We start from the raw sequence: 12,354 nt of genomic DNA, 5'->3' as shown, positions 1-12,354 counted from the left end.
GATGCAGCAGGCTGCGTCTTGGCGGGTCTTTGTTTTACAAAATGGTGCTGGTGATAGGATTTGAACCTACGACCTACGCATTACGAATGCGCCGCTCTACCAGCTGAGCTACACCAGCACGATTCATTTTGTGGCGCGGAAAATACGGACAATCACCCGCCTTGGCAAGAGGTTTGTTGTTCTTTTTGCCAACAAGTGCCGGACTTTCAGCCATGCCCTGTAATCAGGACAGAGACATACAATATCACATTGACCATGCTGTGATTATCCGGCTTAGATGTGCGCGATCAAAATTCATGTGCGGGGGCAAATCATGTGTCGTTGGCTGAGCTATATCGGGGATCCGGTTTATCTGGAAAAGCTGGTCTTTGAGCCGCGCCATTCACTGGTCGAACAAAGCCTGCATGCCGAACAGGCCAAAACACCGACCAATGGCGATGGCTTTGGCCTTGGCTGGTATGACGAACGCCCGACACCGGGGCTTTATCGCGAAATCCTGCCCGCCTGGAATGACCCGAACCTGCGGTCACTTGCCCACCATATCCGGTCTGGCCTGTTCTTTGCCCATGTCCGCGCCTCGACCGGCACCCACACCAGCCGCACCAACTGCCACCCGTTTTCCAACGGCCAGTATCTTTTCATGCATAACGGCCAGATTGGCGATTACCCGCTGGTGCGCCGATCCCTGGAAATGATGATCGAGGATGAGTTTTACGAAGGCCGACAGGGCTCCACCGATAGCGAACTGATCTTTTGCCTGATGTTGACCCTTGGTCTACGCGATGACCCGCACCGTGCGATCCGCCGCACGATCGAGGTGGTCGAAAACGAAATGAAGGTGCGCGGTGCGACCTCACCGTTCCGTTTCACTGCCTGCCTGTCAAACGGCAAAAGCGTCTGCGCTATCCGCCACGCCAGCGACGACAAGCCGCCATCACTTTACTGGCGCAAACGCGATGATCACGTGATTGTCGTCTCCGAGCCGCTCGATACCGAAAGCGATAGCTGGAAGGCGGTTGCACCCAACCACACCCTGCATGTCGAAGGTGATCTGACCATCAGCGAAGAAGCAACGCTTGTTTGCTGATTAAGACACAACAACAATCTGACTGCGCGCCTTGACCAATGCGCGTTGCAGGGCGTCACTTGGTGCGGTGTTGAGCAATACGGTCTGAAAATCGCTGGCGTGGCCGTCGCGGCAGAGTGCCTTGCGGCCAACTTTTTTCTCATCGATCATCAGGATGGCGTGATCGCAGCACGATACCAGTGCGCGACGGGCGCGGACTTCGTCCATGTTGAAGTCGAGCAAATCCCCTTCGTCACTCATCCCGCCAACACTGACAATCCCGAAATCGGCGCGCATGCTGCCGAAAAAGTCGGCACTGTCCGCGCCGATGATATCCAGATCACGGGTCCGTACGGTGCCACCGGCAAGGCGGAGCGTGACATTGGGCGCGTTTTGCAGCGCCATCACAACATGCAGATTGTTGGTTAACACCGTTAAGTTGCGATGCGATGCCAGATGCTGGGCGGCGAGTTCGGCCGTGGTGCCGGTGCCAATCGCGATCGTGCAGCCTTCCGGGATCAGATCAGCCACCTTTGCGGCAATTGCCATCTTGCCGGTGCGGTTCCAGACTTCGCGTTTTTCATAGGCCGAGTTATCCGGATCGGGTGCCGGGCCCGCCAGACCATGACGGCGAAACACGCGCCCCTGTTCATGCAGGTCGCGCAAATCGGTGCGGATGGTCTGGACCGAGACGTTAAACCGGCGTGCCAGTTCCTCGACCGCCATAAAGCCGGTCGATTTGACAAGGGCGACGATGCGGTCGCGTCGGCGGTCAAGGGGCACTGCATCAGACGTTTTAGTCACGGCTTTTCTTTCGTTCGAAAGTTGTTATTTCGCTTGTGATCTGAGTATAGACAGGCCGAAACGCCGCTGCATAGCCCGGTTTTCCTGTTGAAACATTTAATTCTTGGTGTTGTCACACAACTGAAATCGAAATCCCGATAGCTTCCGGATCGAAACATTTTCGAACGAAACCTTCTTTCCGATCTATAGGGATGCCGATCATGCGTAACGTTCTTCTTGCTGCGGTTGCCTCTGCCGCGATGATGCTGCCAGTTGTTGGGCAGGCTGCTGAAAAGCTGGTTCTTTATACCAGCCAGCCGAACAAGGATGCCCAGACCACTGTTGATGCCTTTATGGCTGCCAACCCGGAAATTGAAGTTGAGTGGGTCCGTGACGGCACCACCAAACTGATGGCGAAACTGCGTGCGGAAATCGCTGCCGGCGACCCGCGCCCGGATGTTCTTCTGATTGCCGATACCGTAACACTTGAAGGTCTCAAGCAGGAAGGTCAGCTGCAGGCCTATAAATCGGGCGAGGCAAGTGCCTATGAAGACGGTCTTTATGATGGTGAAGGCTATTACTATTCGACCAAGCTGATCACCAGCGGCATCGTTTACAACACCGCTGTCAAAGCCCCGACATCGTGGAAAGACCTTGCTGATCCGGCGGTGAAAAATCAGATCGCAATGCCAAGCCCGCTTTATTCCGGTGCGGCTCTTATTCACCTCTCCACCCTGACCGAGAACAAGGATCTTGGCTGGGATTACTATCAGGCACTGGCGGCGAACGAAGCACGTGCCAAGGGCGGTAACGGCGGTACCTTCAAGGCCGTTGCATCGGGTGAAAAGCCTTATGGCGTTGTTGTCGACTTCCTCGCCATCCGTGGCAAGGCCGATGGATCGCCGGTTGATTTCGTCTTCCCGTCTGAAGGTGTGACCTATGTGACCGAGCCGGTCGCGATCATGAAAGACGCCAAGAACGTTGATGCCGCGCACAAGTTCGTTGATTTCCTTCTGTCCGAACAGGGTCAGGAACTGGTGCTTGATATGGGTTACATCCCGGCGCGTAACGAGATGGCGCTTCCGGCCGGTTTCCCGGCACGCAGCGAGATCAAGTTGATGGACTTCAATCCGGCCATCGCGCTGGAACAGGCCGAAGCCAACAAACAGAAATTCGCAGACATGTTCGGGGCTGAATAATGCAGGCTACAGGTCGCCTTCGCGGCGTTCTGCCTGGCATAGTCGCCAAACCAAATGGCAACCGGTCTTCGGACCGGTTGCTGATTTGGTTGGTGGTGCCGGTATTTATTATTTCGATTTTGCCGATCCTGCGCCTTGGGTTTGAAGGTGTGATGGTCGGTGGTGTGCCTTCGTTTGATTATTTTCAGGATGTGCTGGGCAATTCATCAACCTGGCGGGCCACGGCAAACAGTCTTTATACCGCCGGTCTGGGAACGATTATTTCCCTTTTGATCGGGGGCGCCTTTGCCTTCTTGGTGGCGCTCACCGATATCCGCGCCAAGGCGGCATTGGTGTTCTGTTTCATGATCCCGATGATGATCCCGCCACAGATCACGGCCCTTAGCTGGGTGCAACTGACCGGACCCAGCAGTGCGCTTTTAAACGCCATTGGCATGGCCCCGCCGCTGGGATCGCCCCAACCGCTTTATTCCGCAGAAGGCATCGCCCTTTTGCTGGGGATACAGCATGCCTCCATCGTGTTTCTGACCCTGCGCGCCAATTTGCGCATGTTGCCACGCGAACAGATCGAAGCAGCCCGTCTGGCCGGTGCACGCGGCGGGCGTTTGTGGTGGCAGATCATTTTGCCACTGACCAGTCCGGGCCTTATTGCCGGAACCGCCATGGCCTTTGTCACCGCGCTTGGCAATTTCGGCATTCCGGCGATGCTGGGCATTCCGGCTGGCTATCAGACGCTGCCGACATTGATTTATCAAAAGCTTGCCGGGTTTGGTCCGTCGGTTTTGGGCGAGGTTTCCGTGCTTGCCATGTTGATCGGTGCGATTGCGATTTGTGGGGTCGCGCTGCATCACCGCTTGCTGTCCAAGCGCGACTATCGCCTGATGGGCATGGTCGGGCGTCCTTTGGATGTGAAACTCGGCGCGCGTCGGGGCTTGGTTGAAATGGCCCTTTGGACGGTATTGGTTGCCATTCTGGTCATTCCGCTTTTGGCCCTGTTTACCACCGCACTGGTTCCGGCCTTTGGCGTCAAACTGACATTTGCCAATGCGACGTTCGAGGCATTTCACGAAGTGATGTTCGTGCAGCCATCCACCATTCGCGCGTTTCAGAACAGCTTTGTTTTGTCCGTGGGGGCGGCGGTGACGCTTGTTCTGATGTGTTTGCCGCTGGCTTATGTGATGGTGCGCAGGCCTTCGAACCTGACCAAGCTGATCAATCTTCTGGTCGAAGTGCCCTATGCGCTTCCCGGTGTGGTGTTGGCGATTGCCTGCATCTTGTTGTTCATCCGCATTCCGCTGATTGATGTCAGTTTGTATGGCACGCTTGCGATCATTTTTGTCGCGTATCTCGCACGTTTTCTGGTGATCGCGCTGCGCCCGGTGATGAACAGCTTTACCCAGCTTGACCCGGCCCTGGAAGAAGCCGCCCAGGCCTGTGGCGCCGGGTTGTCGCGACGCTTGCGCGATATTCTGTTGCCGCTTGCCGCACCTTCGGCTGCGGCCGGTGCGCTTTTGGTCTTCCTGACCGCCTTTAACGAACTGACCGTTTCGGCCCTTCTGTGGTCGGCCGGGAACGAGACGTTGGGCGTTCTGATTTTCAATCTTGATGACAGTGGCGACACCGTTCTGGCCTCGGCCGTGGCGGTTCTGGTCGTGCTGGTGGTGATCGCGCTGATGAGCTGTTTTCAGCTTGCCGCGCGTCGTTTGCCCAAAGGAGTTGTACCGTGGCAGACATAAATCTTTCGCGCATTACCAAATGCTTTGGCGACTATCGGGCGGTCAATCAGGTCTCGCTTGATATCGCCGATGGTGAATTCGTAGCCCTTTTGGGCCCGTCCGGCTGTGGCAAGACGACGCTTCTAAGGTTGCTTGCCGGGTTCGAGGAACCCGATCACGGCCAGATTTCACTGGGCGGTCAGATCATGGCAAGCCCTGAAAACAACGTCATGATCAGTCCCGAGGATCGCAATCTTGGCATCGTGTTTCAGTCCTATGCCCTGTGGCCGCATATGACAGTCGCGCGCAATGTCGGCTATCCGCTTGAGGTGCGCGGGCTCAGCCGGGCCGATCAGGATCGCAAGATTGCCGAGGCACTCGATATCGTCGCACTTGGCCCCTATGCCAATCGCAGCCCGTCGGAACTTTCCGGTGGGCAGCGTCAACGTGTGGCGCTGGCGCGCTGCCTTGTCATGGAGCCGCGGGCGGTGTTGCTCGATGAACCGTTGGCGAACCTTGATGTGCACCTGCGTGAAACCATGCAGCAGGCGTTTCTTGATTTCCATCGCCGCACCGGTGCAACGATGATTTACGTCACCCATGATCAGTCCGAAGCCATGGCGATGGCCGACCGGATTGCCGTGATGGACAAGGGCCATATTCGCCAGATGGCAGCGCCCGAAACGCTTTATCGCGAACCGGCCGATCTGATGGTGGCGGGCTTTGTCGGGGCGGGGGCGGTCCTGCCGGTGCAAGGTGTGACGGTCGGAAGTAACGGCAATTGCTCCGTCCAGTTGGGGCAAAGCAGCATTACCGCGCGCATCTGCCCGAAACTGGCCGATGGCCTTACCACTGCCAATGCGGGTTTGTGCCTGCGACCCGAGGACGTCTGGGTCACGGATGATGCGCCGTTGCGCGGCCAGGTCGATGATTGCGTCTATCTCGGCGGGCGGTTCCGCCTGTCGGTCCGGATTGGCGCGGATCAGACATTGCCGGTCTATGCCAACCGCCGCGCACGGATCGGGGAGCAAGTCGGCCTTAAGGTCAATGACGGCTGGGTGTTTGATCGCATGTCGGGTGAGGCCGCCTGATGTCAGCCCGTATGCGTGTTCTTTCCGGTCTTGGTGAAAAGGGCCCGGCCTGTCTGCGACTGGAATTCTTTAACCGCCGCTGGCTGCTTGATTGCGGAGTGGGTCCCGAAAGTGATCAGGGATTTGATCCGGCGTGGCTCAATAAAGTTAACGCCGTTTTCATTACCCACGACCATATCGACCATATCGGGGCGGCGGGCGAAATAGTTGATGCCGGTTTGCCGATCTATTGCACCGAGGTTACGGCGCGTTCCCTTCCCAAGGGGGCCAATGTTATCCCCTTGCCGCCCTATGGGGAAATTCAGGTCGATGGCGTGACGGTGACAACCGGGCGCACCGGCCATTCATTTGGCGGGGTGTGGCTGCATTTCGAACTGGGGGGCGGGGTGCTGTATTCCGGCGATTTTTGTCAGGAATCTGATTATTTCCTTTATGACGCGCCGCCTGATGCCGCAACGGTCCTGCTTGATGCGTCCTATGGCATGGAACAACTGACCCAGCAGGTCCGCATTGATAGCCTTTTGACCACCATGACCAAGCTGGATGGGCAAATCCTGTTTCCCGTGCCGCCCAGTGGCCGGGCGGCGGAAATGGCGTTGTTGTTCGAGCGCCACGGGCTGACCGACTGGTCGATGGATGATCGCTGCTACGGGCAGGTCAAGCAGGTGCTTGATGCCCATGGATCGGATTACGTTTCAAGTGATGCGATCCGCCAATTGCGCAGCCTTAAGGACAAGGCAAAGCATTTCAATCCGGATGCACGCTTGTTGCTGTGTCATGCGCCGTGCGCAACCTTTGGCAAGGCGCGCGAACTGATTGATCAATGGCAGGACTCTGGTCGCATGGGGGCAAGTGCGCATGTGATTTTTACCGGTTTCATGCCGATTGAGGCGCGCAAGATGGTCGAAAAGGGCCATGCCCATTTCCGGCGTTGGAATGTGCACCCGCTGGCGAGCCATGTGATTGATCTCGCCAATCAGTGCCATGCGATGCAGGTCGTGCCGCTTTTCACTAGCCGGCCAGAGGATTTTGGGCTTGTCGACGGGTTTGACGGGCGGCTACAGCTTGCAGATCGGTTCTATTTGTAATGAATGCGTTCTCCAACAAAGGTGATGTCCGGTCATGATCTATGCCGCTGAAAAGTTCGATTTTCCCAAACTGCCGTTTGTTTTCATCCGGCACGGGGAAACCGATGCCAACCGGGCGGGGATCATTGCCGGGTCAAACGAACCACCGCTGAATGAAACCGGGCGCGAACAGGCGATGGCAATCGCGCCATTAATGGCGATGGCGAAATGGCGGGCGGTTTATGTCAGCCCGCAGGACCGGGCACGCACGACGGCCAATCTGGTGCTGCCCGATTATGACGCCAGGGTGCTTGATGGTCTGCGCGAACGCCATTGGGGCGATCTGGAAGGCCGTCCGATCTCGGAACTGTGCCCGCGCTTTGACACCCCGCCCAATGGCGAGGGGTTTGATGCCATGTGCCAGCGCGTATCCTTTGCCATGCAACAGGCCCTGGCCGAGGTCAGTGATGACCTGACGGTGATCGTTGCTCATTCCGGGGTGGCGCGCTGCATTCTTTACATGACCGGGTTTGAGGCCGATGGCCCGCGCGTACCCAACGCCACCCCGATCCTGTTCCGCCCGATGGAAATCGGCTGGGAATATGAAAATTTGACCGAAAACCTGATCAAGGAGATTTCTGCGTGACTGAACCCAAAGCCCGTGATGCGCGTGATGCAGTCGTGTTCGATATGGATGGCACGCTGGCGCATTTTGATGCCGATGCTTTGGGGCATCTGGTTCATGGTGTGGAGAAACAGTGGGATGCGTTCTTTGACGCCATGGACCACGCCAAACCGATTGAAAATATCGAGAAACTGTTGCGCATCCTGCATGCATCCGGCCATGCGATCCTGATCTGTTCAGGTCGCCCGGCGGGATGGCAGCACCGGTCAGAAGCCTGGCTGCGTGCGCATGATATCCCGTTTGATGGCATGTATCTGCGCCCCATGGATGCCGATCACCGCACCGATGAAGAGGTCAAGGAATACCTTCTGGCCAAGATCATCGAGGATGGCTTTAACCCGTGGCTGGTTGTCGATGATCGCAGACGGGTGGTCGATAAATGGCGCGATATGGGGCTGACGTGCCTGCAATGTGCACCCGGTGATTTTTGAGTGTGATTTCTAATCATCGTACAAATAAAAAGACCGGCCAGATGCCGGTCTTTTTTGTCTGTTTATTCGAATAAGTGGCGATACTCGCCGTATCCCTCGGCCTCAAGATCCTCGATCGCGACAAAGCGAAGGGATGCGGAATTGATGCAATAACGCAATCCACCGCGATCCTTCGGGCCATCGGGGAAGACGTGGCCAAGGTGGCTGTCACCATGTTTGGATCGGACCTCAATCCGGCGCATGCCGTGCGTGTTGTCTTCCTTGGCAACGATATGTTCGGATTGGACAGGCTTCACAAAGCTTGGCCAGCCACAGCCGCTATCGAATTTGTCGCGCGAGGTAAAAAGCGGCTCGCCCGAGACGATATCGACATAAAGCCCGTCTTCCTTGTGATCCCAGAAATCATTGCGAAACGGCGGTTCGGTGCCGCTTTCCTGTGTCACGTAATATTGTTCGGGCGACAGGTCGCGGATGGCATCCGGGTCTTTGTGATATTTGCTCATATTTCGTCACTTAGCCTTCTGAACTTCGGTCTGGCGATTTCCTGTTTGCAAAGATGGTTGGAATATCGGAGTTGTCCAGTGACTTCACACTGAAGTGACATCAAAGGCCGATCTGATCAGACCTGAAACTCAGCCTTGGCACCAGGGCTGACGTTTGGTTTTGCCGTCATAGGGGCGGGCAAGGCCGTTTTCGATTAGCTCAAGATCAAGCGGGCTGCCATCGACCCGCACAGACGCCACCACACGCCCGCCATAACGGCCCCATTCCGGTTCGCAGAACTGCACCGATGTCGCGGTTTTCAGGCGTTGGCGGGCATAGTCACGCGCCTTTTGCGCCAGTTGCTTTTCGCTGTCGCATTGGCCACGCATTTCAGGCGTATCAACCCCGCGCACGCGCACCGACATATTGGCGATCTCATCGGGCAGGCCGGGAATGGCAACATAGATCGTGTCGCCGTCATAAGCATAATTGCCACGATATTCGCGCAATGGCCAATCATAGCAGGCGGCAATCGCCGGTAGGCTGGCGATCATCGTTACGGCGGCCGTGCATGCCATGACGGCACGTTTGGCAAATCGGGATGTGGGTTTGTTTGACGTCATCTTGGGGCGTGTTTCTTAGAGTTTCAGGCGGGCAAGGATCTGAGCGGCGCGTTGTTCGACCGGGCCTTTGCGAATTTCGACCAGTTCATAGCCGCATTCATGATAGGTCCGGCACAGCACGACATATGTTCTGACGGCCTCGGAGAAGCTTTGTGTCCGCGCCGCATCGTTTTTGTAGATTTCCGACCAGGGCGGCAGGACGAACGCCACCCTGTGATAGCGATAGGTATTGATCGCGCGGATCAGATCGGGATTTTCCGGTAATCCCGAAAGCCTGCGATGCGCCAAGGTGTCGGGCAGGCCCCGATCACAGAAAACCGTGCGCGGGTGATTTTGGATGTCTTCCTGCCAGGCGCGGATGGATCGGCGGAACATCAGCCCGGCATAGGCATCATTATCCTCCCACGGCAGCGCGGTGCCGCCGCGTTCAAGCTGCTCTTCGATGATGGCGCGCGCCACCTCGGGGCTTGTTTCAAAGCCCCGGTCATCAAGATGATTGATCAATGTGGTTTTGCCCGTACCGGGACCGCCGGTCAGGACAACAAGGTTGGACGTTATGGGTGTTTGCATTCGTGTTCGTGTCTCCGCAAGCACGCCGTTCTGGTCGGGCTTTGCGGCAAGGGGATGGCAATATTGTTGTTGGTTTTGGGTAGTGGCGAGATCTGTATGATCTGCGCAAGACGCGCTTTTACCGGCTTGGCCCTGTGAGTCAATTGCCAAGTCAACAGCAAAGAAAATGTGGTGACGCTTGGCTGTCGGGGATTAGACGCAGCCTTCGATCAATGTGATTGCATCGCTGCCAGCATGAATGGCAATGACGGTGCCGCTTTCATCAATCTCAAACCGGATGCCGTGCGTTTTGGCGTCATCCTGCCACCAGGTGACATAGCGCCCGTCCGGGCCAAGATATTCGTTTTCTTCCTCGATTAATGTCTGACCGGCAAAGGCGGCATAAACGTCTTCCTTGGTCGATCCGATGGAAAGGCCATTGCGGGTGCGCACAAGGCTTGTGGCAACATCATGCTCGTCACCATAAAGCGACATGCGGGCAAGTTTGCCATCAAGGACCATGTACCCCAGTCCGGACGGATCAAGATCGCGCTGCAAATAGGTGCAGCTTTCATCATCGCCAGCGATAAAGGTATCAAGGTTGGGGCCGATCACATCGCGCAGTTCATCATCGCTCATGCCGATTTTGGCCGGGCCATAGCCCTGTTCAGACAGGTTGGCGATGCCCGTGGCAATGGCATCGGTAATGACAAGGTCAATGATCGCGGTGCTGCCATCATGGCGGATTTTGCGCGGTGTCACGGTCTGGTGCAGATGGACTTGCGGCCAGCCATTGCCAGCAATCCAGTCATCGGGGAAAAGCAGGTTGCTTTGTGGTTGCAGGCACAGAAGGTCTGCCTTTTTCAAAACATCCTTGTGGCGCGCCTTAAGCACGAGCGGAATGTCCATGCAGATGGTTTGCGGGACATCTTCCATCCAGCTGACCGGGACGCCCGGACCATCGCAATTCTCGGGGTCGGGGCGGAGTTCGCAATAGGACGGAACGATATTGTCCATGACGAAATCAAGCCGCATTGGCCCTTTGCCCGCCGAAAACACAAGGGTTTCAAGCGCCTCTTCGTTCGGGGCCAGCCACTGAAAATGATTGATCGCCCATGCGCTGCTGGCGCGCATGTCCATGACCGCAAAGGCGGCCGGGCGGTCCATATCGGACATTTCCGCCGTGCTGTCATCGGTCGCACTGGCATGCGCACCTGGTGCGATCAGGGGCGAGACGACGACGAACAGGGCGCTGAGATATCGAAGGCTTGCGGGCATGTTTTACTCTCGGTCACAACATGTCTTGTTTTGTCTCAGAAGCTTACGCCAGTTTTGAGACGCTTCACAGTGCAAACAATTGCATGACGATCAGGCTAGCCATGCGGTTTTTCGATGCGTGCAAGGATATGATCGGAAACCAGTTGTGCCGAGGGTGAAAGCCGATGGCCGCGCGCGGTGATCAGGCTATAGGGTTTGATTTCAATCGCGCCATCAAAGGGCAGTTCGGTAATCAGCCCGCCACTGGTCAGCAGGGTTGTGACTTCCTCGGCCATCGGGGCAATGGCGTTGGTGTCTGATAGGGTCGCCAGCGTCACCAGAAGGGACGCGGAATTCAAACTCGAATGCGGCAAGGGCAGGTGGCGTGAAATAAACACATCCTCGATCGTACGACGCATCAGGTTGCCGGGCGGTGGCAAGATCCATTCGAACTGGGCAAGGCGGGCAAGGGTGATCGGCTTGTTGCTTTCAAGCAGCGGATGACCGGTGCGCACCATCAGGCGGATTTTCTCGCTCCTGATTTCGCGGATGTTAAACAGGCGCGGGTCCATATCCTCGGGCACGCGGCCAATGACAAAGTCATGATCACCAGCGAGCAAATCCTTGATCAGCAAATGCGATGGCCCAACCCCGACATGGGCCTCAAGCAAGGAGTTGACGGCCTGAACACTGCGGATGGCGGGCACGACCAGTTCAACGGCTGCCGCGGTCACCGCCCCTATAAAGACAGTGCCGCCCCCATGTTTGATATCCTCGATCTCGCGTTCGGCTTCGCGGATTTCAATCAGCATGCTGCGCGCCCGCCGGGCAAGGGCGCGTCCGGCATTGGTCATCTCGATCCCGCGCGCACTGCGGACACATAACCGCGCCTCAAGGATGGTTTCCATCTCAGACAATAGTCTAGAGGCAGCCGGTTGGGATGTCTTGAGCATGTCAGCCGCCAGACTGATCTGACCGGTCTCTTCCATCGCGACAATCATGCGCAGGTGACTAAGCTTAAGCCCCCTCTGAAACAGGTTTCCAGAGCGGAAAAGCAGGGATTTCGCAGAACTGAGCGGGAGCAGATTGGATGTCTTGGCCATAATGGATTCCTCCGGTATGGCGTGATTTTAGTATATCAATTTTGATATGCAAGTTTCGAAAATGTTTATTTGATTGTTATGTAGGGCGTCTGAATAATGGCGCCGTGTCCTTTGGGAAATAGGATGCAATATCAATTGAAAACAAAGACACGACGTATGCAGGTCACGAATGCCTGTGAAAGTCGGGCGTAAAGAATAATGGCATGTATGCCGTGTCTTTTAGGGAGGATAGCTATGAAACGTCTCGGTGCCGTAATGGCAGGGGTCGCCTTTGGCGCGGCCGCAATGATGAGCCCGATGAT

At 56.5% G+C, this 12,354-nt stretch carries 13 protein-coding genes and 1 tRNA gene; 7 read left to right on the top strand and 7 right to left on the bottom strand.

Annotated elements, in window-relative coordinates:
* Window positions 1-42: 42 nt before the first annotated feature.
* Window positions 43-118: transfer RNA gene (locus B3Z49_RS12330), tRNA-Thr, on the bottom strand.
* A gap of 195 nt (window positions 119-313) precedes the next feature.
* Here B3Z49_RS12330 and B3Z49_RS12325 point away from each other — a divergent pair.
* The gene (locus B3Z49_RS12325; protein ID WP_064781706.1) at window positions 314-1,087 is read left to right on the top strand and encodes a class II glutamine amidotransferase; all 774 of its coding nucleotides are present in this window, start codon (window positions 314-316) and stop codon (window positions 1,085-1,087) included.
* Here the strand turns inward: B3Z49_RS12325 and B3Z49_RS12320 are convergent, their stop codons facing one another.
* Entirely contained in the window at window positions 1,088-1,870 is a 783-nt protein-coding gene (locus tag B3Z49_RS12320) for a DeoR/GlpR family DNA-binding transcription regulator (RefSeq protein ID WP_197147152.1), read from the bottom strand.
* A gap of 200 nt (window positions 1,871-2,070) precedes the next feature.
* Here B3Z49_RS12320 and B3Z49_RS12315 point away from each other — a divergent pair, with 200 nt between their 5' ends.
* From B3Z49_RS12315 to B3Z49_RS12290, 6 genes are read left to right on the top strand one after another with little or no spacing between them, the layout of a single operon-like run.
* Window positions 2,071-3,048 carry an ABC transporter substrate-binding protein gene (locus tag B3Z49_RS12315; RefSeq protein ID WP_296991223.1) on the top strand — a complete coding sequence of 326 codons (978 nt, stop codon included), beginning with the start codon at window positions 2,071-2,073 and terminating at the stop codon, window positions 3,046-3,048.
* Window positions 3,048-4,784 (top strand): ABC transporter permease, encoded by a 1,737-nt coding sequence (locus B3Z49_RS12310; protein WP_296991220.1) that lies wholly within the window; start codon window positions 3,048-3,050, stop codon window positions 4,782-4,784. The genes B3Z49_RS12315 and B3Z49_RS12310 overlap by 1 nt, the downstream gene beginning before the upstream one ends.
* Entirely contained in the window at window positions 4,772-5,854 is a 1,083-nt protein-coding gene (locus B3Z49_RS12305) for an ABC transporter ATP-binding protein (protein WP_296991218.1), read from the top strand. The genes B3Z49_RS12310 and B3Z49_RS12305 overlap by 13 nt, the downstream gene beginning before the upstream one ends.
* Window positions 5,854-6,942 carry an MBL fold metallo-hydrolase gene (locus tag B3Z49_RS12300; protein WP_296991216.1) on the top strand — a complete coding sequence of 363 codons (1,089 nt, stop codon included), beginning with the start codon at window positions 5,854-5,856 and terminating at the stop codon, window positions 6,940-6,942. The genes B3Z49_RS12305 and B3Z49_RS12300 overlap by 1 nt, the downstream gene beginning before the upstream one ends.
* 34 nt (window positions 6,943-6,976) lie before the next feature.
* Complete coding sequence (locus B3Z49_RS12295; protein WP_296991213.1) at window positions 6,977-7,567, top strand: histidine phosphatase family protein; 591 nt, start codon at window positions 6,977-6,979, stop codon at window positions 7,565-7,567.
* Window positions 7,564-8,037, top strand: a complete 474-nt coding sequence (locus B3Z49_RS12290) for a polynucleotide kinase (protein WP_296991210.1) — start codon at window positions 7,564-7,566, stop codon at window positions 8,035-8,037. The genes B3Z49_RS12295 and B3Z49_RS12290 overlap by 4 nt, the downstream gene beginning before the upstream one ends.
* 62 nt (window positions 8,038-8,099) lie before the next feature.
* Here B3Z49_RS12290 and msrB read toward each other — a convergent pair whose 3' ends face one another.
* From msrB to B3Z49_RS12265, 5 genes are all read right to left on the bottom strand, one after another.
* Window positions 8,100-8,540, bottom strand: coding sequence for a peptide-methionine (R)-S-oxide reductase MsrB (gene msrB, locus B3Z49_RS12285; RefSeq protein ID WP_008890501.1), 441 nt, complete (start codon window positions 8,538-8,540; stop codon window positions 8,100-8,102).
* Between the two features lie 129 nt (window positions 8,541-8,669).
* Window positions 8,670-9,143, bottom strand: coding sequence for a thermonuclease family protein (locus B3Z49_RS12280; RefSeq protein WP_296991206.1), 474 nt, complete (start codon window positions 9,141-9,143; stop codon window positions 8,670-8,672).
* Between the two features lie 15 nt (window positions 9,144-9,158).
* Window positions 9,159-9,713: an AAA family ATPase gene (locus tag B3Z49_RS12275; RefSeq protein WP_296991203.1), complete on the bottom strand. Its 555-nt coding sequence runs from the start codon at window positions 9,711-9,713 to the stop codon at window positions 9,159-9,161.
* Between the two features lie 192 nt (window positions 9,714-9,905).
* Window positions 9,906-10,970 carry a hypothetical protein gene (locus B3Z49_RS12270; RefSeq protein ID WP_296991200.1) on the bottom strand — a complete coding sequence of 355 codons (1,065 nt, stop codon included), beginning with the start codon at window positions 10,968-10,970 and terminating at the stop codon, window positions 9,906-9,908.
* Between the two features lie 95 nt (window positions 10,971-11,065).
* Window positions 11,066-12,052: a LysR family transcriptional regulator gene (locus B3Z49_RS12265; protein ID WP_064781654.1), complete on the bottom strand. Its 987-nt coding sequence runs from the start codon at window positions 12,050-12,052 to the stop codon at window positions 11,066-11,068.
* Between the last annotated feature and the right edge of the window lie 302 nt (window positions 12,053-12,354).

The organism is Thalassospira sp. UBA1131 (assembly GCF_002311515.1).
Taxonomy (GTDB): domain Bacteria; phylum Pseudomonadota; class Alphaproteobacteria; order Rhodospirillales; family Thalassospiraceae; genus Thalassospira.
Note: the sequence above shows the minus strand (reverse complement) of the source record. Positions and strands in the feature narration are given on the sequence as shown.